20 protein-coding genes are annotated in these 23,811 nt (G+C 71.9%); 5 read left to right on the forward strand and 15 right to left on the reverse strand.

Annotation, left to right across the window (positions count from 1 at the left end; translation table 11 throughout):
• Positions 1-2: 2 nt before the first annotated feature.
• On the reverse strand, positions 3-1,274 hold the full coding sequence (locus NCI01_RS12140) for a lipopolysaccharide biosynthesis protein (RefSeq protein ID WP_254181752.1): 1,272 nt from the start codon (positions 1,272-1,274) through the stop codon (positions 3-5).
• 209 nt (positions 1,275-1,483) lie between these two features.
• Between NCI01_RS12140 and rfbG the strand changes: the two genes are divergently transcribed.
• The 3 genes from rfbG to NCI01_RS12155 are packed head-to-tail and all read left to right on the forward strand — an operon-like array spanning position 1,484 to position 5,345.
• Complete coding sequence (rfbG, locus tag NCI01_RS12145; protein WP_254181753.1) at positions 1,484-2,560, forward strand: CDP-glucose 4,6-dehydratase; 1,077 nt, start codon at positions 1,484-1,486, stop codon at positions 2,558-2,560.
• A 52-nt stretch (positions 2,561-2,612) separates the two neighbouring features.
• Positions 2,613-3,719 carry an acyltransferase family protein gene (locus NCI01_RS12150; protein WP_254181754.1) on the forward strand — a complete coding sequence of 369 codons (1,107 nt, stop codon included), beginning with the start codon at positions 2,613-2,615 and terminating at the stop codon, positions 3,717-3,719.
• Between the two features lie 45 nt (positions 3,720-3,764).
• Positions 3,765-5,345, forward strand: a complete 1,581-nt coding sequence (locus NCI01_RS12155; RefSeq protein ID WP_254181755.1) for a DUF2142 domain-containing protein — start codon at positions 3,765-3,767, stop codon at positions 5,343-5,345.
• Here NCI01_RS12155 and NCI01_RS12160 read toward each other — a convergent pair.
• The 4 genes from NCI01_RS12160 to NCI01_RS12175 form a co-directional block, all read right to left on the reverse strand.
• Entirely contained in the window at positions 5,233-6,903 is a 1,671-nt protein-coding gene (locus NCI01_RS12160) for a glycosyltransferase family 2 protein (protein ID WP_254181756.1), read from the reverse strand. The two genes, NCI01_RS12155 and NCI01_RS12160, sit on opposite strands and share 113 nt — an antisense overlap.
• Entirely contained in the window at positions 6,900-7,268 is a 369-nt protein-coding gene (locus tag NCI01_RS12165; RefSeq protein WP_254181757.1) for a coiled-coil domain-containing protein, read from the reverse strand. The genes NCI01_RS12160 and NCI01_RS12165 overlap by 4 nt, the downstream gene beginning before the upstream one ends.
• A gap of 64 nt (positions 7,269-7,332) precedes the next feature.
• On the reverse strand, positions 7,333-8,061 hold the full coding sequence (locus NCI01_RS12170; RefSeq protein ID WP_254181758.1) for a hypothetical protein: 729 nt from the start codon (positions 8,059-8,061) through the stop codon (positions 7,333-7,335).
• Positions 8,058-8,897 carry a hypothetical protein gene (locus tag NCI01_RS12175; RefSeq protein WP_254181759.1) on the reverse strand — a complete coding sequence of 280 codons (840 nt, stop codon included), beginning with the start codon at positions 8,895-8,897 and terminating at the stop codon, positions 8,058-8,060. The genes NCI01_RS12170 and NCI01_RS12175 overlap by 4 nt, the downstream gene beginning before the upstream one ends.
• Before the next feature lie 59 nt (positions 8,898-8,956).
• Between NCI01_RS12175 and NCI01_RS12180 the strand changes: the two genes are divergently transcribed.
• Positions 8,957-9,757, forward strand: coding sequence for a metallophosphoesterase (locus NCI01_RS12180; protein ID WP_254181760.1), 801 nt, complete (start codon positions 8,957-8,959; stop codon positions 9,755-9,757).
• Between the two features lie 27 nt (positions 9,758-9,784).
• Here the strand turns inward: NCI01_RS12180 and NCI01_RS12185 are convergent, their stop codons facing one another.
• From NCI01_RS12185 to NCI01_RS12230, 10 genes are all read right to left on the reverse strand, one after another.
• Positions 9,785-11,773 (reverse strand): TIGR03960 family B12-binding radical SAM protein, encoded by a 1,989-nt coding sequence (locus NCI01_RS12185; RefSeq protein WP_254181761.1) that lies wholly within the window; start codon positions 11,771-11,773, stop codon positions 9,785-9,787.
• A gap of 153 nt (positions 11,774-11,926) precedes the next feature.
• Positions 11,927-13,126, reverse strand: a complete 1,200-nt coding sequence (gene rodA / locus NCI01_RS12190) for a rod shape-determining protein RodA (RefSeq protein ID WP_254182096.1) — start codon at positions 13,124-13,126, stop codon at positions 11,927-11,929.
• Positions 13,127-13,131: 5 nt separating this feature from the next.
• The gene (gene mrdA, locus NCI01_RS12195) at positions 13,132-15,282 is read right to left on the reverse strand and encodes a penicillin-binding protein 2 (protein WP_254181762.1); all 2,151 of its coding nucleotides are present in this window, start codon (positions 15,280-15,282) and stop codon (positions 13,132-13,134) included.
• The gene (gene mreD / locus NCI01_RS12200) at positions 15,279-15,791 is read right to left on the reverse strand and encodes a rod shape-determining protein MreD (protein ID WP_254181763.1); all 513 of its coding nucleotides are present in this window, start codon (positions 15,789-15,791) and stop codon (positions 15,279-15,281) included. Before mreD ends, mrdA begins: the two co-directional genes overlap by 4 nt.
• Positions 15,788-16,726 carry a rod shape-determining protein MreC gene (gene mreC, locus NCI01_RS12205; RefSeq protein WP_254181764.1) on the reverse strand — a complete coding sequence of 313 codons (939 nt, stop codon included), beginning with the start codon at positions 16,724-16,726 and terminating at the stop codon, positions 15,788-15,790. The genes mreD and mreC overlap by 4 nt, the downstream gene beginning before the upstream one ends.
• Positions 16,726-17,769 (reverse strand): rod shape-determining protein, encoded by a 1,044-nt coding sequence (locus NCI01_RS12210; protein WP_254181765.1) that lies wholly within the window; start codon positions 17,767-17,769, stop codon positions 16,726-16,728. Before NCI01_RS12210 ends, mreC begins: the two co-directional genes overlap by 1 nt.
• A gap of 115 nt (positions 17,770-17,884) precedes the next feature.
• Positions 17,885-18,313, reverse strand: coding sequence for a nucleoside-diphosphate kinase (gene ndk / locus NCI01_RS12215; RefSeq protein WP_254181766.1), 429 nt, complete (start codon positions 18,311-18,313; stop codon positions 17,885-17,887).
• Between the two features lie 23 nt (positions 18,314-18,336).
• Entirely contained in the window at positions 18,337-18,726 is a 390-nt protein-coding gene (locus tag NCI01_RS12220; RefSeq protein ID WP_254181767.1) for a DUF4233 domain-containing protein, read from the reverse strand.
• Positions 18,723-20,096, reverse strand: coding sequence for a bifunctional folylpolyglutamate synthase/dihydrofolate synthase (locus NCI01_RS12225; RefSeq protein ID WP_254181768.1), 1,374 nt, complete (start codon positions 20,094-20,096; stop codon positions 18,723-18,725). Before NCI01_RS12225 ends, NCI01_RS12220 begins: the two co-directional genes overlap by 4 nt.
• Positions 20,093-21,073 (reverse strand): GNAT family N-acetyltransferase, encoded by a 981-nt coding sequence (locus NCI01_RS12230; RefSeq protein WP_254181769.1) that lies wholly within the window; start codon positions 21,071-21,073, stop codon positions 20,093-20,095. Before NCI01_RS12230 ends, NCI01_RS12225 begins: the two co-directional genes overlap by 4 nt.
• Positions 21,074-21,150: 77 nt before the next feature.
• Here NCI01_RS12230 and valS point away from each other — a divergent pair, with 77 nt between their 5' ends.
• Positions 21,151-23,799: a valine--tRNA ligase gene (valS, locus tag NCI01_RS12235; RefSeq protein WP_254181770.1), complete on the forward strand. Its 2,649-nt coding sequence runs from the start codon at positions 21,151-21,153 to the stop codon at positions 23,797-23,799.
• Positions 23,800-23,811 lie beyond the last annotated feature (12 nt).

A 23,811-nucleotide genomic window follows, 5' to 3' on the forward strand; every position in this document is an offset into this window, starting at 1 on the left:
CCTCAGGGTCCGGGCACCCGCGGAAGCACCCTCGCGCGCGAGCGCCAGCCGTTCCTGCCGAACACCCACATGATCGCCAGGGCCGTCATGACCCCCGCCAGGGGCGCCGCCGTCGCCAGCCACAGCGGGTCACCTGGCAGCAACAGCACGGCGACGAAGGTCGCCGCCGCACCCACCCAGGCCCACGCGATGCGGTCCCAGTGACCGAGCGCCCCGAGGGCGGCCTGCTGCACGACGCCGATGAACATGCCGCTGCTCGCGGCAGCGAGGACGGCGAGGTTGGCCACCGGGAGGGTGAAGTCCGGCCCGAGGAACAGGGCGAGCAGCAGCTGCCCGCCCACGGCGAAGGCGACGATGAAGGCGACGCCGGCCGCGACGGTCAGGATCTGCGCCCTGGCGCGTACGCGTTCGAACGCCACCTGGTCGGCACGGTCGGCGCTGTCGGACAGGTGCGCGAGCAGCGGGCTCATCACGGCCGAGAAGAACTGGGTCGGTATCCGGCTCAACGTGACGGCACCAGCGAAGGCACCGAGGACGTGTGGACCGACGGCGTCTGTCGACCGCAGCCACGGCACCGACCCGTTGTTGGCGAGCAGGGGGCCTGCGGTCCCGATCAACAGCAGCACGAGCGGGCGCAACGGCACGTCGGCCGCACGAAGTGCCGGCACGGCCAGCCAAGGCCCGACCAGCCGCCCACCAGCGACCAGGCTCAGCACCACCGAGATGCAGCAACCCAGTGCCAGTGAGGAGAGGGAGTCGATCCCCAGGGCCGCAAGGACACCGATGATCACCGCTCGTCCCACGCCGTCCGCGGACAGCTGCGTCGCGATGGCGACCATGTTGCGCCGACCCGTCGCGGCACCGCGCTGTAACGACTGCAGCGCCGTCAGGACCATGAAGACCCAGAGCAGGAGCACGGCCGTTAGGGAGCCGCTGAACAACTCGGCAGCGAGGCCTGGGGCCGCGGCCAGGATCACGACACCAAGCGTGCCGGCCATCACCGTCGCACGGCCGATCATCACCCGCGTCACCGCGGCGGGGTCGCGCCCGCCTGCGAGCTCGAAGATGAGGAGCCTGGCGAGGTAGACCTCGAACACGCCGAAGCTCGTGCCGAGCAGCGTGGCCACCGTCCACCACACGACGAAGTCGGCGTACTCGGGGCTCGGCAGGCTCCGTGCGGCGATGCTGAGCATCGCGACGGTGCCGAGGCCCGTGACGGCCAGGCCGATCGCCACGACGACCGTCCCCGTCATGAGGGTCGTGCGCCGGCTCATCCGTGGGACCGATCCCGGTGCAGGGGCCTGGTCCGACACTGGCGGTGGCTCCTTCGAGGTCCTCGTGATGGTCGGGCGCGGTGGGACGCGGGCCACGACAGCCTACCGTTCCGGCACCCAGAGCCGGACCACGGTCCCGAACGCGGCGCCGTGTGGTTCAATCGCGGCGACGCGCATCGCGAGGACCGCCACGAGGCACGAGGGGACACATGCATCGCACCCACGACCCGGAGTTCTGGTCCGGACGTCGCGTCCTCGTCACCGGTCACACAGGCTTCAAGGGCTCTTGGCTCACCTGCTGGCTGCGAGATCTCGGCGCCGAGGTCTACGGCGTCTCGTTGCCGCCGGAGGCGGGCGAGACCCCCTTGTGGGACAGGCTCGCACTCGAGGGCGTGCACGACGTGCGCGACGACGTCGCCGGCACGGGGTGGCTGACCGGTGCCGCCGCCTTCGAGCCCGAGGTCGTGCTCCACCTCGCCGCGCAGTCCCTGGTCAGCGAGGGCTACCGCGATCCCGCCGGCACCTTCGGCACCAACGTGATGGGGACCGTGCGCGTGCTCGAGCTCGTCGAGTCGCTGCCCGGGGTGCGTGCCGCCCTCGTGGTGACGACCGACAAGGTCTACGACGTCCGTCAGCCCACGCCGTTCGTCGAGGACGACTTCCTCGGCGGCAAGGACCCTTACTCTGCGAGCAAGGCCGCCGCCGAGCTCGTCACCCAGTCCTGGCCCGGCCTTTCCGACCGCGTGGTCACTGCGCGGGCGGGGAACGTCATCGGTGGCGGTGACTTCGCGCTCAACCGGATCGTCCCCGACATCGTCCGCGCGTGGTCGACGGGCCAGACGCTCGTGCTGCGGCGGCCGCTGGCCGTACGCCCGTGGCAGCATGTCATCGAGCCGCTGCTGGGCTACCTGCTCTACACAGAGGACGTGGCACGCGGGCGCGACGTGCCGCGCAGCCTCAACTTCGGGCCCGATCCCGCCCAAGCCGTCCCCGTGCAGGCGCTCGTCGAGCACGCCGCCACGCAGTGGGGCGGGCTCCGCGGCGCCGATACGCCGGTGCGCTGGGAGGTCGAGCCGGATCCAGTCATGGAGGAGACCCACGACCTCACGCTCGCCGCCGGGCAGGCACAGCGGGTCCTCACCTGGGGCAACGTGTGGGGGTGGCAGGACGCCATCGACCGCTCGTTGGAGTGGTACGTCCGGGCCGTCGACGGAGAGGACCCGCATAGCCTGGTCCTCGCGCAGATCCGGGCCTACACCAGCGCTGTAGACGCGCCCGCTCCCTGAGCCGGTGCGCGGGAACCACTGCGAGCCCCGACTGTTGCTACGGTCCAGCCCCATGTCTGCACGGACCCCTCTCGTCAAGAACTCCGGGCCCAGCCTCGGCGGGGTACGCCTGGCGGACCGGCTCGGCAGCAGGGAGAACAACTTCGACGTGCTGCGCCTGGTGGCGGCGTGGTCGGTGCTCGTGTCGCACTCGTTCGCGTTGGTCGGGCGTCACGAGCCGCTGCACCAGTTCGGCACCACGCTGGGCAACGTCGGCGTCCTGGTCTTCTTCGCTGTCAGCGGCCTGCTGATCCGCCGCAGTTGGGAGCACGACCCCTCGCCCCGCGACTTCTGGGTCAAGCGCGCCCTGCGTCTGTTGCCCGCCTTGGCGACGCTCGCGGTCGTGACCGCGTTCGTCCTGGGACCGCTCGTGACGAGTCGGTCCCTGTCGTCCTACTTCTCCTCGTGGGAGACGTGGATCTACCCGGTGCGGATCACCCTGCTCTACACGTTCGGCGCCCCGCTACCCGGCGTCTTCGACGGCAACCTCTACCCCGGCGTCAACGGACCGCTGTGGAGCCTCCCGGTCGAGGTCTTCGCCTACTTCTGCCTCTTCCTGCTGGGTGTGGCGGGACTGCTGGGGCGCCGTTGGCTGGTCACCACGCTCGCGGGGCTGAGCCTGGTCTGGGCGGCCTGGTGGGTGCCCCACACCTCGGAGGCCGTGGGGGCGATCTACGTCCTGTCGGCCTTCGCGCTCGGGGCCGCGGCCTACACCTGGCGCGACCGGCTCGTCCTCGCCTGGCCCGTGGCCCTCGCCCTGGTGCCGGCGTGCATCGCGGCGGGCCTCGGTCCGGAGGCGGTGCGGGTGCTGGTGTGGACGCCGGCCGCCGTCTACCTGTCCTACTGGTTCGCCTACGCCGTCCCTCCCGTGGGCCAGGTGCTCGTGCGGTGGGGTGACGCGTCCTACGGCGTCTACATCTGGGCGTTCCCCGTGCAGCAGGCGCTCGTGCAGTGGGGCGTCGACGACCCGTGGCTGGTGATGGCCATCGCGACGCCCGTGGTCTGGCTGCTCGCGATCGCGTCCTGGCGACTGATCGAGCGGCCGGCGCTGCGCCACAAGCCACGTCCGACGGCACCCCTGGCGGGCGACCCGACGACCTTCCGGGACGCCGCCCCTTGACCCCGTCCGCGGATCGCAGCGCACCGGCAGCTAGGCTCTGCCCTCATGTCGAGGGGGAACCACGGGGCCACGCCCGCGACCACGAGGACGCCCTCGCGTCCCAGTGCCAGGACCGTTGCCGCGTGGCTCGCCACCTGCCTCGCCGCCTTCGTGGCGCTCGCCGGATGGTCGCTGGCCTCGCCGGTCGCGTCCTCACCCGACGACGACTACCACCTCGCCTCGATCTGGTGCGCCCAGGGCCTCGACGCCGACCGGTGCGCGCCCGTCGAAGGGGAGCCGGACCAACGCCTGCTCCCCTACCTCGCCTCAGGTGCCGCGTCCTGCTTCGCGACCGACTTCACGATCAGCGCCTCCTGCCAGGACGACTTCACGTCCGATGCCCCTGCGGTCGCCACCGCCCACGGTAACTGGGCAGGCGCTTATCCCCCGTACTTCTACGCGGCGCTGTCGCTCTTGGTGGGGAGCGACGTGCCGGCAGCCGTCCTCACCATGCGCCTGGTGAACTCACTGATCGCAGTCGGCCTGGTTGCGGCCCTTGCGGTTCTGCTCCCGAGGCCTCGACGCCCGCTCGCCACGCTCCCGCTCCTCGTGACCGCGGTGCCGTTGTCGATGTCGATCCTCACCTCGACCAATCCCAGCTCCTGGTCGGTGTTGGGGGCTGCGGTCGTGTGGCCCGCGCTCTACGTCGCTTTCGAGGAGACGGGGTGGCGCCGCAACGGTCTGGCCGCACTGGCACTGGTGGGATCGTTCGTGGGCGCGGGCTCACGGGCCGACGGCTGCCTGATCGTGATGATGAGCATCGTGCTCGTGCTGATCCTTCGCGCACGCCACCTCAGGGCGGCCCCCCTGATCACGGGTGTGGGGGTGGCCTGCCTGCTTCTTGCGGGAACGATCCTCCTCCAGTCCGGTCACCGCGCCGTCATCGCGGACAGCTTCGGCCAGCTCGACCAGTCGCTGACCTTGAGCCAGCTGGTCCTGATGAACCTCGCCCAGCTGCCCACTCTCTGGCTCGGGATCTTCGGCTCCGGTCCGCTCGGCCGCACCGGCTGGCTGGACACCCCCTTTCCCCCTGTCGTCCCGATGCTGACGATCGCCGTCTGGTTCCCGCTCCTGCTCCAGGGAAGCAGGCGGCTCTTTCCGGCCAAGGTCGTCGGGCTGGCGTTGGTGGGCGCCGCGCTCTTCGTCCAGCCGATGTACCTGCTCGTCCGATCAGGTGTGCTGGTGGGTCAGGGCGTCCAGCCGCGCTACCTGCTGCCGTTGATCGTGATCTTCACCGGCCTGTGCCTGCTCGACCATCGAGGTGTGACAGCACGCCTCTCACCCGCCGTCTACTGGACCGTCGTCGCCACGCTCACCCTGGCGCACTCGGTGGCGCTGCACATCCAGATCCGACGCTACGTCACCGGACTCGACGTCTCGTTCGTGCGGTTCGGGGACGACACCGAGTGGTGGTGGGCCAGCGGTCCCGGCCCCACTGCGACGTGGATCATCGCGTCGATCGGCTTCGCCGTGTTCACGGCGGCGGTGCTGCGGCAGGCGCTCGCAGCCCCGGATCGGCCTCGCGGATCCGCTCGCGCAGGATCCGGTGCGGATCGATCATCGGCGACGCCACTGCGCTCGGCGTGAACGGGTCCTCCTCGGGGATCCCCCAGCGTCGTACGACGGCGTAGCGCTCCCACGCCTCCGCCTTGCCCTCGCGGGTGCGCGACTCGAAGTGGAACAGCTCGCAGTTGGCCACCCAGACGATCGAGCGACCGACGTGGCGGACCTTGTAGCAGAGGTCGACGTCGTTGAAGTTGGCCGGCAGGGTCTCGGTGAAGCCGCCGACCTCGAAGTAGGTCTCGCGCGTCATCGCCGCGCACGCTGCGGTCACGCCGCTGACCTCGCGGTTGACCACCAGCTCGCCGAACGGCCCCGCCTCGTCGCGCGTCCAGAACCGGAACGGGTGACGGTAGTGCGTGCCCCAGTAGGCGTGACAGGCGTGCTGGACGGTGCTGTCGGCGAAGTAGAGCTTGGCCCCGGTCATCCCGACCCGGGGGTCGTCGAGGGGCGCGACGAGGTTCTCCAGCCAGCGGTCGGAGATCACCTCGACGTCGTCGTTGAGGAGCACCAGCCGCTCGCCGGTGGCGGCGACGGCACCGAGGTTCATCTTCTCGCTGTAGTTGAAGGGCTTGGCGTAGGGCACGAGCACCAGACGGTCACCGGCCACCTCGCGCAGCTGCTCGAGCACCTCGGGCGGGGTGGGCGCGTCGTGCACGACGACCACCTCCACGTCCTGGTGCCGGGTGCGGGCCAGGAGCGAGCGCACGGCCTCCACGACCATCACCCGCCGGCGGCCGAAGACGATGTCGGACTGACCCAGCGTCGGGATGACCACCGACACGCGGATACCCGGGTCGAGCTCGCGGTGGATGACGTAGCGGCCGGGCTCGGCGCCCTGGTCGACACGGCCCGCGACACCCGTGCGGTCGAGGTGGTCCTGCACGGCGCGCTGGCCGGCGACGGTGGCGTAGGGCTTGGCGTCGATGGCCGCGGAGGCCGAGCCGGCCACCGCCCGCCAGTGGTAGAGCACCTCGGGGATGTGCACGACCCGCCGGGCGACCTCGCCCACGCGCAGGGCCAGGTCGTGGTCCTGCGACCCGTCGTAGCCCTCGCGGAAGCCCCCGACCTTGCGCACCACCGACGTGCGGATGACGGACAGGTGCGAGGTGTACATCTGGCCACGGAGCCGCTCCGGGGACCAGTCGGGCTTGGCGAAGCGACCGTAGGTGCGGCCGCGGTCGTCGACCTTGTCCTCGTCGGAGTAGAGGTAGTCGACGTCGTCGTGATCAGCGATCCAGCGTGCGTTGACCTCGAGCGCGTCGGAGGTCAGCAGGTCGTCGTGGTCGAGCAGCACGACGAACTCACCACGCGCCGCCTCGATGCCGTCGTTGGAGGCGGCCACGATGTGCCCGTTGACGTCACGCTCGAGCAGCCGGATCCGCTCGTCGGCCAGCATGTGGCGGGTGATCGTCGCGACGACACGCGGGTCCGTGGAGGCGTCGTCGACCAGGATCCACTCCCAGTCGCGGTGCTCCTGGCCGAGCACCGAGGCGATGGTCTCCTCGAGCACCTCGATCGGCGGGTCGAAGACCGGGGTGACGATGGAGAAGAGCGGGGCGTCGCCGCCGCGCGCCGGGCTCACCGCAGCCGCCGGCGCACCGCGCGCGCGACGCGTCGCGGGAACGACGTCTGCGCCGACGCGAGCTCGGCCTCGAGCTGGGCGACCCGGCTGCGCAGCCGCTTGACCTGCTCCTCGTGGCGCGTACGGGAGCGGTCGAGACGCTGCTGGAGCTCGTCGCGGCGCGCCGTCGTGCGCCTGAGCTTGCGCGTGGTCAGCCGGAGCTCCTGGGCGAGCCGGGTCAGGTCACGGTTGACGCGGCCGACCTCGGCGTCGCTGCCGATGACCTGGTCACGGCTCAGGAGCAGCTCGTGACGGACCTCGGCGACCTCCCGGCGGAGCCGCTCGATCTCCGGCTCGCCCGTCGGTGTCGTCGCGTCCTGGGTCACCCTGTCTCCTCCGCCTGCTGCCGCGCGCGGGTGCGCGCCGGTCCTGCTCCGTGCGCGCGTCAGGCTATCCCAACGCCGGGCCGCCGCCGGGCAGGCCCGTCGACGGCACGATCGCGCTCCGGCCCGCCCACGAACCGTGCTCCGAGATCGCCCGGAAGCGGTAGGTCGCGAACTCGTGGTGGAAGTCGCGACGGTCCCGCTCGGCCATCGCCGCGGAGTGTCGCGACGGGTCGGGGACGACCGAGCGTCCGTGGACCATGTCCTCCATCTCCTGCACGGTCCGCCACACCGAGAAGGTGGAGACGGTGCGCGGCGGGCGGAGCGCCGCCACGGCGAGCGTCACGCCCGGGTGGTCGCGCACGAGTCGCTCGACCGGCCGGCCGCTGCGGAGGAACCGGGGCAGCTCGGGGATCCGCATGCGCGCCAGGGTGACGGCCACGACGGGCTCGTCCTGCCGCCAGGTGCCGGCCCGCACGGGCAGTCCCGGGAGCGCGGCGACGGTCGACCAGCGGCGCAGGAACTCGAGGCGGACGTGCCAGCCTCCGGCGAGGTCGCGCCCCAGGGCGTCGCGGGCCAGGAAGCGCTCGAGCGCGGCCTCGTCGCGCCACTGCGCGAAGACGGCGAGCCGGTGGACCTGCAGGCGGTCCGGCGACACGATCGGTGCCCCGAGCCGCATGAGGGACAGGCACTCGAGGTGGTCGAGGCCGGGCGTCGACGGGGCCGGGCCGCGGAGGAGCGCGCGCACGCCGACCCGTCGCGGCACCTCGGCGAGGTGGAAGGAGTGGATCGTCACGACACCCGCTCGAGCTTGTAGTGCAGCCGGACCGCCGAGGCCGTCCACAGCCGCAGCTCGTGGTCGGTCCGCAGCACCCCGTCGGCGTCGACGTAGAGGTGGAAGGTCTCGTGGAGCGGGACCCGCGCGGCGTGGGCACGACGGTCGCGGACGACGACGTACGCCCCGTCCTGGCCGAAACGGCCGCGCGGCGACTCCAGGACCAGGTCGCCGTCCTCGGTGACGCGGGGGCGCAGGAACACCTGCACGTTGCCCGACTCGAGCGGGAACGCGACGTGGACGCTGGGCCGGTCGGCGCCGGGCAGGGTGCGCGCCGAGTAGGCGCCGCTGAAGACCGGCCTGCCGCTGCCGCGCAGCGTGCGGGTCCACGCGGCCGCCACCTGGTCGCCGTGCCGGTCGCGGATCGGGGTGACCCGGCTGTCCATGCCGCGGGCGACGTCGAGGGGGCGCATGGGCAGGGCGAGCTGCTCGACCCGTCGACCCCAGAGCCGTGCGACCAGCTCACCGGCCGGCCAGAAGACCGGCGACCAGCCCGACCACACCTCCATGTGCCACGCCGCCGTGCGCTCGTAGAAGTCGCGGACCTCCGGTCGCAGCCGCGCCGAGTCGAAGCCCGGACCGTCGAGCGCCGCCATGGAGGGCAGCAGCCCGGCCTGCGGCTCGTCAGCGCCGAGCCCACCTCCGTGCCGGGCGGCCTCGGCCGCGAGCCAGTCGTCGCCCACGCGGGGCACCCGGCTCACGGGTGCGTCGAGCCACCGCTCCCGACCCTCGAGGTCGACCTCACGACCCGTGAGCTGCCAGAACTTCCGGGAGCCGAGGTCCAGCACGTGTGGCACGAGCCGGATCATGCCAGTGTCGAGGCGTCTGCGGCGTGCCGATCGGGAAGGATCCCCCCATGAGGGTCGGACTGATCGGCGATGTCGAGGGCGAGACCAGCGCCGTGGTCGAGTGCCTGCGGGTGCTGGGCGAGCGCGGCGACGTGGAGGTGGCCTACCAGCTCGGCGACCTCCGGTTCGGGATGGGACCGGACCCCGACGGCCTGCTCGCAGGGATCGAGGCGGCCTGCGCGGCGTACGGCATCACGCTGCACTGCATCACCGGCAACCACGAGAACTGGGCGCGGCTCGACGCGCTCTGGGCAGAGCGACGGTGGCAGTCAGCCGACGGGAGCCTGCGTCCGCTGACGGTCAGCGAGCACGTCACCATGCTGCCGCGCGGCCATCGGTGGACGCTGGGCGGACGGACCTTCCTCGCCCTCGGGAGCGCGCCGTCGATCAACCGGCACCTGCTGACGGAGGGGGTGGACTGGTGGCCGTCCGAGGTCCTGCGCGACGAGCACGTCGAGGCGGCCGTCGCGGGCGGTCCGGTCGACGTGATGCTCACCCACGACAGTCCGCGGTCCCCCTACTGCGTGCCGGCCGTCGAGGCGATCCTGCGGCGCAACGTCAGGGAGAACCCGATGTGCTGGCCGGCCTCGTCCCTCGCCTACGCGGACGAGGGCATGGCCCAGGTGACGCGGGCGGTGCTCGGCGTGCGTCCCCGACTCCTCGCCCACGGCCACTTCCACGTCGCCGACGAGGACCGGGTCCGCCTCCCCGGTGGCGACGCGGACACCACCATCTGGTCCCTCGCGGCCCGGCACGACCCGGGCAACGTGCGGGTGCTCGACCTGGAGACGCTCGCCGATCCGTCGTGACGGCGGGCGCCACGGGCGACCGGCGCGTCAGACGACGCTGAGAGGCAGCAGCTTCTGGCCGGTCGGTCCGACCTGGATCTCGGTGCCCATCTCGGGGCAGACGCCGCAGTCGTAGCACGGCGTCCAGCGGCAGTCCTCGACTTCGCCAACCTGATCGAGCACGGCGGCGCCGTCGGCGGCCGCGAGCGCGTCCTCCCAGTCACCCCACAGCCAGTCCTTGTCGAGGCCGGAGTCCAGGTGCTCCCAGGGCAGGACCTCGTCGTAGTCACGCTCACGCGTGGTGTACCAATCGACGTCCACGCCAGTCCCGGAGAGGCCGCGCTCGGCGGCCTGCATCCAGCGGTCGTAGGAGAAGTGCTCGCTCCAGCCGTCGAAGCGACCACCGTCGCGCCAGACCTCCTCGATGACGCGGCCGACGCGGCGGTCACCCCGCGAGAGCAGGCCCTCGACGATGCCGGGCTTGCCGTCGTGGTAGCGGAAGCCGATCGCGCGGGCGTACTTCTTGTCCTCGCGGACGACCTCGCGCAGCAGGCGCAGCCGCTCGTCGGTGGCCTCGTGGTCGAGCTGCGGGGCCCACTGGAACGGGGTGTGCGGCTTGGGCACGAAGCCGCCGATCGAGACGGTGCAGCGGATGTCGTTGCGGCCGGAGACCTCGCGACCGGTCTTGATGACGCGCTTGGCGAGGTCGGCGATGGCCAGCACGTCCTCGTCGGTCTCCTGCGGCAGGCCGCACATGAAGTAGAGCTTCACCTGGCGCCAGCCGTGCGAGTACGCCGCCGCGACGGTGCGGATCAGGTCGTCCTCGCTGACCATCTTGTTGATCACCTTGCGCATCCGCTCCGAGCCGCCCTCGGGGGCGAAGGTCAGGCCCGAGCGACGGCCGTTGCGGGAGAACTCGTTGGCCAGCGTGATGTTGAAGGCGTCGACGCGCGTGCTGGGCAGCGACAGCGAGACGTTGGAGCCCTCGTAGCGGTCGGCGAGGCCCTTGGCGAGGTCGCCGATCTCGGTATGGTCGGCGCTGGACAGCGACAGCAGGCCGACCTCCTCGAAGCCGGACTTGCGGATGCCGTTCTCGACCATGTCGCCGATGGTCTCGATGGACCGCTCGCGCACCGGGCGGGTGATCATGCCGGCCTGGCAGAAGCGGCAGCCGCGGGTGCAGCCGCGGAAGATCTCGACCGAGAAGCGCTCGTGCACGGTCTCGGCGAGCGGCACCAGCGGGTTGGCCGGGTAGGGCCACTGGTCGAGGTCCATCAGCGTGTGCTTGCGGACCCGGAACGGGATGCCGGGACGGTTGGGCACGACGGCCTCGATCGACCCGTCGGCGGCGTAGACCACGTCGTAGAACCGGGGGACGTAGATGTTGCCCGTGACCGCGAGCCGGCGCAGCAGCTCCTCGCGCCCGCCGGGCCGGTCCTCTGCCTTCCACTCGCGCACGACCTCCGAGATGGCCAGCACGACCTCCTCGCCGTCACCGAGGACGGCGGCGTCGACGAAGTCGGCGATGGGCTCGGGGTTGAAGGCGGCGTGCCCGCCGGCGATCACGACCGGGTCGTCCTCGCCGCGGTCGACCGCGTGGAGCGGGATCCCGGCCAGGTCGAGGGCGTTGAGCATGTTGGTGTAGCCGAGCTCGGTCGAGAAGCTCAGGCCGAAGAGGTCGAAGGCGCCCACGGGCCGGTGGCTGTCGACGGTGAACTGCGGGATGGGGCCCTGCTCGTCGCCCTCGCGCATCACCTGCTCCATGTCGGGCCACACCGAGTAGGTGCGCTCGGCGAGGATCCAGTCGCGCTCGTTGAGCACCTCGTAGAGGATCTGGACGCCCTGGTTGGGCAGGCCGACCTCGTAGGCGTCGGGATACATCAGGGCCCACCGGACCGTCGGTCCACCGGTCTCCGAGGACTCCGCGCAGTCCCAGTCCTTGACGACCGAGTTGAGCTCGCCACCGACGTACTGGATGGGCTTCTGCACCGACGGAAGCCTCGCCTCCAGGCGCGGGAAGACCGACGCGACGGACATGACAGCAACACCTCGACAGGGCTAGGGACGTGGTCGGGGACCGGGGAAGGGCGGGCGCAGCGGCTGCACCGACCCCCACAGGTTACGTCCCCGCCGGTGGTGCGGCCTACTCACGGCGGATCAGCGGCGGATCAGCGGCGGGTCAGCGGAGGGTCAGCGGCGGATCGGGCCGGCTGACCTCAGGTGGATGTTCTGCAGCAGGCCGAGCGCCAGCATCCCCGCGAACAGCGAGCTGCCGCCGTAGGACACGAACGGGAGCGGCACCCCGGTGACCGGCATGATGCCGAGGCACATGCCGATGTTCTGGAAGGCCTGGAAGCCCCACCAGCAGGCGATGCCGGCCGCCGCGACGCGGCCGAACAGGTCGCCGGCGCGGGCGGAGATGGCGAGCGCGCGCCAGATCACGAGCGCCACGAGCAGGATGAGCACGCCCGCGCCGACGAGTCCGAGCTCCTCGCCGGCGACGGTGAAGATGAAGTCGGTGTGCTGCTCGGGCACGAAGCCCGAGCGGGTCTGCGAACCGTCGAAGAGGCCTTGGCCGAAGAGACCGCCGTTGCCGACGGCGATGCGCGCCTGCTCGGTGTTGTAGCCGGCGCCGCGCGGGTCGAGCCCGGGGTTGGTGAAGGCGAGGAAGCGATCGACCTGGTAGGGCTTGAGCACCCCCAGCGACGCCGCCGCCACGGCACCGCCGACCGCACCCGCGGTCAGGCCCGCGAGCCACATCCGGCCGGCGCCCGCCACCGCGAGCACGCCGAAGACCGTCGCGGACAGCACGAGCATGGTGCCGAGGTCGGGCTGCAGGAGGATCAGCGCTGCGGGCACCCCGGCGATCACGAGCATGATGACGACCTCGAGGCTGCCGACGCGGCGGCCCCACCGCCGCTCGGTCCGCTCGGCCACGACGAGCGCCATGCCGATCACCACGGCCAGCTTGGCGAACTCCGCCGGCTGGATAGACATGCCGGCGAGCTGGATCCACGACCGGGACCCGTTGATCGTGCTGCCGGCCACGAGGACCATGACCAGGCCGCCGACGCTGGCGAGGTAGGCCAGCGGGGCGAGGATCCGCACCCACCGGTGGTCGGTGGCGAGCACGGCGACCATCAGCACGAGGCCGATGGCGATGTTGACCAGCTGCTTGCGCAGGTAGGCGTTGGGGTCGCCGCCGGTGAGGTCGGCACGGGTCGAGGTGGCCGACCAGACGAGCAGGGTGCCGAGGGTGACGAGCGCGAGCGCGGCCAGCATCAGCAGCCAGTCGAGCCCGGGTGCGCGCAGCGAGGTCGCCGCCCGCAGCGGACGGGCGGACGTACGACCGGTGGGGCGGCTGCTCGGACGCGTGGACAGCACCGTCATCGGAGTCACTCCCCCGCCTTGTCGAGCGCTGCCTTGTCGGGGACGGGCGGCATGATCGACCCGTCCTCGAGGAACTGCGGCAGCCGGGCCGGTGGCACGGTGCCCGGGATCGCGGCGCGGGCCGGCCGCACCGTCTCGCCCTCGACGCCGTAGAGCGCCTCCCAGATGGCACGGATGCCGTCACCGGTGGAGCCCGACCCGGTGCCGCCCTGGCTGATCATCATCACCACGACGTAGTCCTCGGAGTAGGACGCGACCCAACCGGTCGACTGCTTGCCGTAGACCTCGGCGGAGCCGGTCTTGGCGCGGATCGTGACGTCGTCGATCGGGAAGCCGACGAGCTTCCAGGCCATGGTGCCGACGCGGGAGACGTTCTCCAGCGCGCCGTCGATGTAGTCGAGGTACTTCTGCGGCACGTCGACCTCGCCCGTCTTGCGCGGCGCGATGCGGCGCAGCACCTTGCCCTCGGGGCTGACGATGGCCTTGGCGACGGTCGGTGCCCACAGCGTGCCGCCGTTGCTCAAGGCGGCGTAGCCGCGAGCGAGCTGCAGCGGCGTGACGATCGTGTCGCCCTGGCCGATCGAGAAGTTCACGGCGTCGCCGGCGCGGTAGAGGTTGCCCTCGAGGCAGAACTCCCGGGCGAACTTGTAGACGAAGTCACTGGTGTCCGCGGTCTGCGGCTTGGCGCTGAGCTCGCAGTAGTAGTCCTTCTGCGACTCGTAGTAGGCCTGCTTCCAGTGCCGGTCGGCGATCCGGCCGGGCGCCTCGCCGGGGAGGTCGATGCCGGTGCGCGAGCCGAACCCGAACTCCTTGGCCTCCTCGACCAGCGGGTCTCTGGCGTCGATGTCGGCCGGGTCGCTTCCGAAGCGCTGCCAGAAGTCGTAGCCGATGCGGTAGAAGAACGTGTTGCAGGAGACCTCGAGCGCCTTCGCGAAGCCGATGCTGCCGTAGGCGCCGGACTCGTAGTTTTTGAACACCCGGTTGCCGACCTGGAAGCCCGACGAGCACGGCAGCGCCGTGTCGGTGGAGTAGCCGTTGGTCAGCGCGCCGGCGGTCATGAAGGGCTTCCACGTCGAGCCGGGGGCGAACTGGCCCTGCGTGGCGCGCGAGAGCAGCGGCGTGCCGGCCCTCTCGGAGTACAGCCTCTTCAGCTGCTCCTCGCTGATGCCGCCGGTCCACACGTCGGGGTCGTAGGTCGGCTGGCTCGCCATCGCGATCACCCGGCCGGTCTTGGCGTCGAGGACGACCGCGGCGCCGGAGTCGGCGGCGTACTTGCGGCCGGTGACGGTGTCGAGCTGCGTGCGCTGGAAGGCGATGCGCTCGGCGAGCTGCCGCTCCACGACGGACTGCACCTTGGCGTCGATCGAGGTAACGAGCGTGTCACCGGGGGTGCTCTCGACGAGCGAGTCGTCGCCCAGCACCCGGCCCATCGAGTCGACGGCCACCCGGCGGTAGCCGGGCAGGCCGCGCAGCCACTCGTCGTACTGCTTCTCCACGCCGGCGCGGCCGACGACGGAGGCACCGTTGAGGGAGCGGTCGTCGCGCTCGGCGGCGAGGTCGTACTCGTCCTCGGTCACGGGGCTGAGGTAGCCGAGCACGTGGGCGAGGTTGATGCCGAAGGGCCGCGGGTAGGAGCGGACGTTCTGCTGCTCGGCGAGCACCCCGGGGTAGTCCTCGGGCTGCTCGAGCACCTGCAGGGCGACGCTCTTGGGCACGTCGGTGGCGACCGGGACGGGCTGGTAGGGCGAGCCGTTCCAACAGACGTCGCGGATGCTGCCGGGGTCGCCGCAGGTCACGAGGCGGGCCTCGACGTCCTCGGGCTCCGCGTCGACCACGACGGCGACGCGCCGGACCAGCTCGGTGCGCTGGCCCTCCCCCAGCTTGCCGAGGAGCGTGCGGTCCATCGAGATGACCCACGACGTGCGGTTGGCCACGAGCGGTCGGCCCTGGCTGTCGACGATCAGCCCGCGCTGCGGCTGGACGACGATGTCGCGCACGGACTGGTCGGCGGCCTGTGCCTGGTAGGACTCCCCACCGATGACCTGGAGGTAGTAGAGCCGGACGAACAACGTGGCGAACAGGGAGAAGACGAGCGCCTGCACGACCACCAGGCGCAGCCGGCTCCGGTCTCCCCTGGCCGCGGTCGGGGGCCTCACGTCGAGGCCCACTGCGGGCTGAGACGGGCGAAGAGCTTCATCAGCGGCGGGAGCACGAACGGGGTAAGCAGCACGTCCCAGGCGACCGCGACCAGGACGACCTCGAGGAGTCCGGCGACCGACATGGCGGGGTCCTGGAGCAGCACGCCGGACAGCGCGAACAGCGAGGTGGCCACGAACGACGCCGCGGCGACGGTGCCGACGACGGCGAGGGCGGTCGGCTTCTGGTCCTGGCGCACGCGGGCGGCGACGAACGCCGCGATGGTCAGGGCGAGCGCCCAGCGACCGGCGACGTGGTCGGCCGGCGGCGCGAGGTCGAGGGTGAGGCCGGCGGCGAAGCCCAGGACGAGGGCGAACGGCGCCTCGACCGTCAGCGCCGCGGCGACCACGACGAGCAGGCAGAGGTTGGGCACGATGCCGTGCCAGGCGACGTGCGGGAACAGCGTGACCTGGACGACGAGCGCCACGACGACGGCGGCGAGGGCGACGCCCCAGCGGAGGTAGCTCACCGGAGGCTCCCGTCGGCCTCGATGACGGCGCGGTCGCTGCGCGAGCCGCTCGGGACCATCACACCCACGACGTCGAGGGCGGAGAAGTCGACGAAGGGCTTGACCACGGCTCGCTGGGAGGCCTCGCGCAGCGAGCTGTAGACCTCGGTGATGGTGCCGATCGGCACGCCCGGGGCGTAGGGACCGGTCGTGCTGCCCCAGGTCACGACGGTGTCGTCGCGGGCCGGGACCGAGGCGTCGTCGACGAGCCGCAGGTCGAGCCCCGACTTCTGGTCGAGCGACCCGCTGCCGGTGACGAACCCGATCTCCATGCTGGAGCCGACGCGGCCGCCGACGGTGGAGTCGGGGTCGATGACGAGCAGCACGGTGGCGGTGGTGCGGGTGACCCGCAGCACCCGACCCACGAGGCCGTCGTTGTTGACGACCGTCATGTCGGGACCGACGCCCGCCTCCGAGCCGGCGTCGATGGTGACCGTGAAGCTCTGCGACTGGCGCGATCCCAGCGCGACGACGCGGGCCGGGACGAGGGCCGACCCCAGGTCCTCCGCGGCGGTGGTGAGGCCGTCGTACTGCTCGAGGCGGTTGCGCTCGAAGCCGGCCAGCTCGACCTGGCCCTTGAGCTCGGCGTTGCTGGCCTCGAGGTCACGCACCTGGTCGGCGAGGTCGCCCTTGCTGCGGAACCAGGTGGGCACGGCGGTGAAGGGACGCACGGCGGCGGCGACGCCGGCCTCGGCGGGACCGAAGGCCTCGCCGACCACGCGTCGGGCCGGCTCGAGCGGCGAGGCACCGTCGCCGGACACGTCGAGCGTGATGAGCGTGACGCTGGCCAGGACCAGCGCGACGAGCAGCGACCGCGGCGCACGGTTGCGCGACTCCAGCTTGTCGAGGCCGGTCCAGCGTCGCTCGCGGACCTCCCGCCCCCCGAAGGCGCCCATCAGAAGCGCCTCGGGTCGGAGACCAGGACCTGCTGGAGCGCCTCGAACTCCTCCACGCACTTGCCGGCGCCGTAGGCCACCGAGGACAGCGGGTCCTCGGCGACGTGGACGGGCATGCCGGTCTCGTGGCGCAGCCGCTCGTCGAGGCCGCGCAGCATCGCGCCGCCGCCGGTGAGGACGATGCCCCGGTCCATGATGTCGCCGGCCAGCTCGGGCGGCGTCTGGTCGAGGGTGGTGCGCACGGCGTCGATGATGCTGTGCAGCGGCTCCTCGAGCGCCTGGCGCAGCTCGGAGCTGGAGACGACGACGGTGCGGGGCAGGCCGGAGACCATGTCGCGGCCGCGGATCTCGGCGTCGGGCTCGCTGGGCAGCGGGAAGGCGGAGCCGAGGGTCATCTTCATCTCCTCGGCCGTGCGCTCCCCCAGCATGAGGGAGTACTCCTTCTTCATCCACGCGATGATCGCCTGGTCGAGGTCGTCGCCCGCGGTGCGCACCGACAGGCTCGTGACGATGCCGCCCAGGCTGATGACCGCGACCTCGGTGGTGCCGCCGCCGACGTCGACGACCATGTTGCCCGTGGCCTCGTGGACGGGCAGCCCGGCCCCGATCGCAGCCGCCATCGGCTCCTCGACGATGTAGACCTTGCGGGCACCGGCCTGGTAGCCGGCCTCCTTGACCGCGCGCTGCTCGACGGCCGTGATGCCGCTCGGCACGCAGATGACCATGCGGGGCTTGGCGAAGTAGCGGCGGCGGTGCACCTGGTGGATGAAGTAGCGCAGCATCTGCTCGGTCGCCTCGAAGTCGGCGATCACGCCGTCCTTGAGCGGGCGGATGGCGGCGATGCTGTCGGGGGTGCGACCGATCATCCGCTTGGCCTCGTGGCCGACGGCCAGCACCTCGCCGGTGGTGGTGTTCATCGCGACGACGGACGGCTCGTCGAGGACGACGCCCCGCCCGCGGACGTAGACCAGCGTGTTGGCGGTGCCGAGGTCCACGGCCATGTCGCGGCCGATGAAGCCCCCTGTTGTGCCATTCAGTGCCATGCCGCTGCTGCCCTCGCAGGTCGGGTCGTGCCGGGAAGAGGAGTCAGCAGGGCTGCCGACCCACGCTCAGGTTAAGGAGCGGGAGCGGGTCTTCCCGGGAGGACACGCGCGGCGGTCAGGCCAGGTCGTTGAACCAGATGCCGATCTCGCGGGCGGCCGACTCCTCGGAGTCCGACCCGTGGACGAGGTTCTGCTGGACGGCCAGGCCCCAGTCGCGGCCCAGGTCGCCGCGGATGGTGCCCGGTGCGGCGACGGTCGGGTCGGTGGCGCCGGCGAGCGAGCGGAAGCCCTCGATGCAGCGCTGGCCCTCGATCACGACCGCGAGCACCGGGCCCGACAGCATGAACTCCACGAGCGGGCCGTAGAACGGCTTGCCCTCGTGCTCGGCGTAGTGCTCGGCGAGGATCTCCGGGGTCGCGGTGCGCAGCTCGACGGCCGCGAGCGTGTAGCCCTTGGCCTCGATCCGGCGGAGGATCTCGCCCGAGAGGCCACGGCGGACGCCGTCGGGCTTGACGAGGACGAGGGAACGCTGGACGTCGGTCATGCGACGCAGCCTAGCGAGGCGGCTCAGCCCTGCTCAGCGCGGTACGCCGCCCACGCGGCGGCGCGTTCGCGCTCGATCTTGCGGCCGAGGAGGTCCGCGGCCGTCCAGAGCGCGGCGAAGACGGCGCCGAGCCCGAACATGACGGGGACGACGAAGCCGAGGCCGACGGCCGCGACCTGCACCACGTAGCCCGCGAGGTAGGCCCACTCGGCGCGCAGCATCCCGGCCAGGAGGAGGCACATGACCGCGAGACCGAGGCCGACGGCCACGGCGGTGCCGGCCGGGACGTCGGCGATGGTGATCATCACCGGCGTCGTCAGCCCGAGGGTGATCGCCTCGAGGCTCAGCACCGCCGCGGCCATCCCTCGCCGCGGGGAGCGCTCGGTGTTGGTGGGGGTCTCGGGCGTGCTCATCGGCGCCCCTTCAGCAGGGACCGCGCCTCGCCCACGGTGACGACCGACCCGGTGACGAGCACCGCGCCGGAGCCGATGGAGACGTCGATGGCCTCCCCCGCCTCGGCCAGCGTCGCGGCCCGCTCGATCGCGTCGGCCAGGTCGGGGACGACGCTGACGCGGTCCTCGCCGAAGATCTCGGCGGCGGCGCGACCGAGAGCGGCGGCCGACATGGACCGCGGCGTGGAGTTCTGGGTGCACACCAGGTGGGCGAGGTGCGGCTCGAAGGCGGCGAGCACGCCGTCGTGGTCCTTGTCCTCCATCACGCCCATCACCCCGATCAGCGGGCTGAAGGAGAAGGAGTCCTCCAGCGCGGCGGCGGCGGCCTCGGCGCCGTGGGGGTTGTGCGCGGCGTCGAGCACGATCGTGGGGCTGCGCCGGATGATCTCCAGCCGACCCGGCGAGGAGACCTCGGCGAAGGCCGCGCGCACGACCTCGTCGTCGAGCGCCTCCGACCCGGCGAACGCCTCGACCGCGGCCAGGGCGACGGCGGCGTTCTGGGCCTGGTGGGCGCCGTAGATCGGCAGGAACAGGTCGTCGTACTCGGCGCGGAGGCCCTTGAGCGAGACGACCTGGCCGCCGACGGCGGGCGTGCGGGACAGGACGCCGAACTCCATGCCCTCCCGGGCGATGGTCGCGCCGACCTCGGCGGCGCGCTCGATCAGCACGGCGGCCACCTCCGGCGTCTGCTCGGCCAGGACGACGACGGAGCCGGGCTTGATGATCCCGGCCTTCTCGGCCGCGATGGTCACGGCGTCCTCGCCGAGGTACTTCGCGTGGTCGACGGCGACCGGCAGCACGACGGCGACGTCGGCGTCGATGACGTTGGTGGCGTCCCAGGTGCCGCCCATGCCGACCTCGACCACGGCCACGTCGACCGGGGCGTCGGCGAAGGCGGCGTAGGCCATCGCGACGATCGTCTCGAAGAAGCTGAGCGGGTGCTCCTGCTCCGCGTCGACGAGGTGGGTGTAGGGGGCGACGTCGTTGAAGGCGCGGACGAAGGCCTCGTCGTCCAGCGGCTCGCCGTCGATGCTGATCCGCTCGCTCATCCGCTCGAGGTGCGGGGAGGTGAACCGGCCGGTGCGCAGGTCGAGCGCGCGCAGCAGGGTCTCGATCATCCGGCTCGTGCTGGTCTTGCCGTTGGTGCCGGTGAGGTGGATCGAGCGGAACGAGTGCTGGGGCTGGCCGAGCAGCTCGGTGAAGGCCTGGATCCGGTCGAGGCTGGGCTCCAGCCTGGTCTCCGGCCAGCGGGAGAGCAGCGCGTCCTCGACCTCGGCGAAGGTCTCGGCGAGGCGGGGGGCGTCAGCGGCGGTGTCGTGGGGGTCAGTCATCTCCCCGCGAGTCTATTGACCTCCGCGCCGCGCGACGAGTCGCCGTCGGGCAGGCCTACGACGTGCTCGGCCATGTCCACCGTGGGCTCGTAGCCCAGGGCGGCGTAGACCTTGTTGGACGTCGGGTTCGCGCGGTCGGTGAACAGGCACATCCGGTGCCCCGACTCGAGGCCGCGCCGCGTGAGCTCGCCGACGACGTACGACGCGATGCCGCGGCCGCGGAACTCCTTGGGCGTGAAGACCGGTCCGATGCGGGAGACGCCGTAGGACGGCAGCCCCGCCCCGGTGAGGTGCGCGGGGGTGCCGTCGGGGAGCTCCCACAGCCACTCCACGCCCTCCCGGATCCGGACCAGGACGCTGTCGAGCGTGTTGTGCTCGCCCGCCGTCGGGTCCGGCTCACGGCCCGCCTGCTCGTCGGCCTCCGCGTGGAACGCGGTGAACCACGCGAGCACCAGCTCGGCGTCCGCCTCGGTCGCCCGCCTCAGTCGTCCTTCCGGTGCCGGCGGCACCTCGACGGAGGTGCACTCCCAGAGCCGGGTCGCCTTGTCGACGACCAGCTCGCCGCCGGAGAGCTCCGCGGTGGCCCGGGCCAGCACCTCGGCCCCCGGGAGGGCGCCGTTGGCGCCCCCGAGGTGCTCACCCCGCTCGTGGAGGGCGGCTGCGAGCGCACGGGCCGCCCCGTCGGGCATCGGCATGGAGAAGGTCGGGTGGGGCCGGAAGGGTGCGGTGCGCATCGCCGCGCTCACCACGTCGCCGTGCCCGTCGCGGACGACGACCCACCACCGCTCGAAGGGGGCGCCCGCCTCGGCCCAGGAGTCCCGGCCGTCGGCGAGCTCGCGGGCGGCCCGCTGGGTCACGCTCGCGATCACGCTGCCCAGCACCGGGTCGGCGGCGAGGAGCGCGCCGGCGGCGTCGAGGAAGGGCTGGGGGGCGTCGTGGAAGTCGAGCGTCCAGGCGTCGTCGGTCGGGAGGGCCATGTCGCCACGCTAGGCGCGACCACGCCGGCCTCGATACTCGTTTTCGCAGGCCGGAGGCCCGTCAATAGACTCGGTGCATGACTGAGAACCCCAGCACCCAGGCCCCGGAGGCCGGTCCGACGACATCGAGCACCGACCCGCGTGCCGTCGTCGTACCGGAGCGACCGGCGCTGGAGGGCCTGGAGGAGAAGTGGTCGCGCGTGTGGGCGGACAACGACACCTACGCCTTCGACCGCACCCAGCCGCGGGAGAACGTCTACTCGATCGACACTCCCCCGCCGACCGTCAGCGGCTCGCTGCACGTCGGCCACGTCTACTCCTACAGCCACCCCGACCTCATCGCGCGCTACCAGCGCATGCAGGGCAAGGCGGTCTTCTACCCGATCGGCTGGGACGACAACGGCCTGCCGACCGAGCGCCGCGTGCAGAACTACTTCGGCGTCCGCTGCGACCCGAGCCTGCCCTACGACCCCGACTTCACCCCGCCGGAGAAGCCCGACCCGAAGAAGCAGGTCTCGGTCAGCCGACCCAACTTCATCGAGCTGTGCGAGCAGCTCGTCGTCGAGGACGAGAAGGCCTTCGAGGCGCTGTGGCGCCAGCTCGGGCTCTCGGTCCAGTGGAACCCGACCTACACGACGATCGGCGACCACTCGCGCACCGTCAGCCAGCGGGCCTTCCTGCGCAACTTCGCCCGCGGCGAGGCCTATCTCGCCGAGGCGCCGACCCTGTGGGACGTCACGTTCCAGACCGCCGTCGCCCAGGCCGAGCTGGAGGCCCGCGACTACCCGGGCGCCTACCACCGCGTGGCCTTCCACAAGCCTGACGGCAGGCCCATCCACATCGAGACCACGCGGCCCGAGCTGATCCCGAGCGTCGTCGCCCTGATCGCGCACCCCGACGACGAGCGCTACCAGGACCTCTTCGGCACCACCGTCACCTCGCCGGTGTTCGGCGTCGAGATCCCGGTCCTCGCCCACCCGGCCGCCGAGCCCGACAAGGGTGCGGGCATCGCGATGTGCTGCACGTTCGGTGACCTCACCGACGTCATGTGGTGGCGCGAGCTCGACCTCCCGGTCCGCACGGTCGTCGGCCGCGACGGCCGCCTCACCCGCGAGACGCCCGAGTGGCTCAGTGCTGGTTCGGGTGGGGCCGAGGGAGCCGCGACGGCGTACGCCGAGATGGCCGGCAAGACGACCTTCAGCGCCCGCGAGGCGATGGTCGCCCTGCTCCGCGAGTCGGGCGACCTCGACGGCGAGCCCACGCCCACGCAGCGCATGGCCAACTTCTACGAGAAGGGCGACAAGCCGCTCGAGATCGTCGCCACCCGCCAGTGGTACATCAAGAACGGCGGACGGGACGCGGCGCTCCGCAAGGAGATGCTGGTCCGCGGCGAGGAGATCACCTGGATCCCGACCCACATGAAGCACCGCTTCGACAACTGGGTCGGCGGCCTCAACGGCGACTGGCTGATCTCGCGACAGCGGTTCTTCGGCATCCCGTTCCCGGTCTGGTACCCCCTCGACGCCGACGGGGAGCCCGACCACGACCACCCGCTCATGCCGAGCGAGGACCAGCTCCCCGTCGACCCGTCGACGCAGGCGCCGCACGGCTACACCGAGGACCAGCGGGGCAAGCCCGGCGGCTTCATCGGCGACCCCGACGTGATGGACACCTGGGCCACCTCGTCGCTGACGCCGCAGATCGCGGGCATGTGGGAGGTCGACGACGACCTGTTCTCACGGGTCTTCCCCTACGACCTGGCCACCCAGGCCCACGACATCATCCGCACCTGGTTGTTCTCCCGCGTCGTCCGCGCCGACTACGAGCACCAGGTGGCTCCGTGGACGCACGCGATGATCTCCGGCTTCATCGTCGACCCCGACCGCAAGAAGATGTCGAAGTCCAAGGGCAACGTCGTGGTGCCGAGCGACATCCTCGACAAGTACGGCGCCGACGCCGTCCGCTGGCGCGCCGCGATCGGCCGCCCGGGCAGCGACTCGCCGTTCGACGAGTCGCAGATGAAGGTCGGCCGCCGGCTGGCGATGAAGGTCCTCAACGCCTCGAAGTTCGTCCTCGGCAACGTCGGCGCCACCGAGCTCAGCCCGGCCGTGGTCAGCGCCCCGGTCGACTGCGCCCTGCTCGGCCGGCTCGAGGCGGTCGTCCGTCGCGCGACCGAGGCCTTCGACGCCTACGACTACACGACCGCGCTCGAGGTCACCGAGAAGTTCTTCTGGGAGTTCTGCGACGACTACCTCGAGCTCGTCAAGGAGCGGGCCTACGACGCCGAGGGCGGCGCCGGCACCGACTCCGCGCGCGCCACGCTGGCCATCGCGCTGCACGTCCAGCTGCGGCTGCTCGCCCCGTTCCTGCCCTACGCCACGGAGGAGGTCTGGTCGTGGTGGCAGGACGACTCGATCCACCACGCCGCCTGGCCGACGGCGGCCGACCTCGGCTCGGCCGCTGCCTCGCAGCCGCTGGTGCTCGACGCCGTGGCCGCCGCGCTCACCGGCATCCGTGGGGCCAAGTCGCAGGCGAAGGCCAAGATGCGCGCCCCGCTCTCGCGCGTGGAGATCACCGGCCCGGCCGTGCTCGTGGAGGCCGCGCAGCAGGCGCAGGACGACCTCCGCGCCGTCGGCACGATCGTCGGCGACCTGGACTTCGTCACCGACGAGTCCGCGACCGAGCTGCGGGTGACCGCCGCCGAGCTGGCGCCCACCGAGGACTGAACCGACCTCGAC

The organism is Nocardioides pinisoli, assembly GCF_024199985.1.
In the GTDB taxonomy this organism is placed as follows: Bacteria; Actinomycetota; Actinomycetes; order Propionibacteriales; family Nocardioidaceae; genus Nocardioides; species Nocardioides pinisoli.

Bases quoted from the DNA above. Each gene is read 5' to 3' on its own strand.
- NCI01_RS12180 (WP_254181760.1), top strand. From the start codon at position 8,957: ATGAGGGTCGGACTGATCGGCGATGTCGAGGGCGAGACCAGCGCCGTG.
- NCI01_RS12220 (WP_254181767.1), bottom strand. From the start codon at position 18,726: ATGAGCACGCCCGAGACCCCCACCAACACCGAGCGCTCCCCGCGGCGA.
- NCI01_RS12140 (WP_254181752.1), bottom strand. From the start codon at position 1,274: ATGAGCCGGCGCACGACCCTCATGACGGGGACGGTCGTCGTGGCGATC.
- valS (WP_254181770.1), top strand. From the start codon at position 21,151: ATGACTGAGAACCCCAGCACCCAGGCCCCGGAGGCCGGTCCGACGACA.
- NCI01_RS12210 (WP_254181765.1), bottom strand. From the start codon at position 17,769: ATGGCACTGAATGGCACAACAGGGGGCTTCATCGGCCGCGACATGGCC.
- mreC (WP_254181764.1), bottom strand. From the start codon at position 16,726: ATGGGCGCCTTCGGGGGGCGGGAGGTCCGCGAGCGACGCTGGACCGGC.
- NCI01_RS12155 (WP_254181755.1), top strand. From the start codon at position 3,765: ATGTCGAGGGGGAACCACGGGGCCACGCCCGCGACCACGAGGACGCCC.
- ndk (WP_254181766.1), bottom strand. From the start codon at position 18,313: ATGACCGACGTCCAGCGTTCCCTCGTCCTCGTCAAGCCCGACGGCGTC.
- rodA (WP_254182096.1), bottom strand. From the start codon at position 13,126: ATGACGGTGCTGTCCACGCGTCCGAGCAGCCGCCCCACCGGTCGTACG.
- NCI01_RS12185 (WP_254181761.1), bottom strand. From the start codon at position 11,773: ATGTCCGTCGCGTCGGTCTTCCCGCGCCTGGAGGCGAGGCTTCCGTCG.
- NCI01_RS12150 (WP_254181754.1), top strand. From the start codon at position 2,613: ATGTCTGCACGGACCCCTCTCGTCAAGAACTCCGGGCCCAGCCTCGGC.
- NCI01_RS12225 (WP_254181768.1), bottom strand. From the start codon at position 20,096: ATGACTGACCCCCACGACACCGCCGCTGACGCCCCCCGCCTCGCCGAG.
- rfbG (WP_254181753.1), top strand. From the start codon at position 1,484: ATGCATCGCACCCACGACCCGGAGTTCTGGTCCGGACGTCGCGTCCTC.
- NCI01_RS12230 (WP_254181769.1), bottom strand. From the start codon at position 21,073: ATGGCCCTCCCGACCGACGACGCCTGGACGCTCGACTTCCACGACGCC.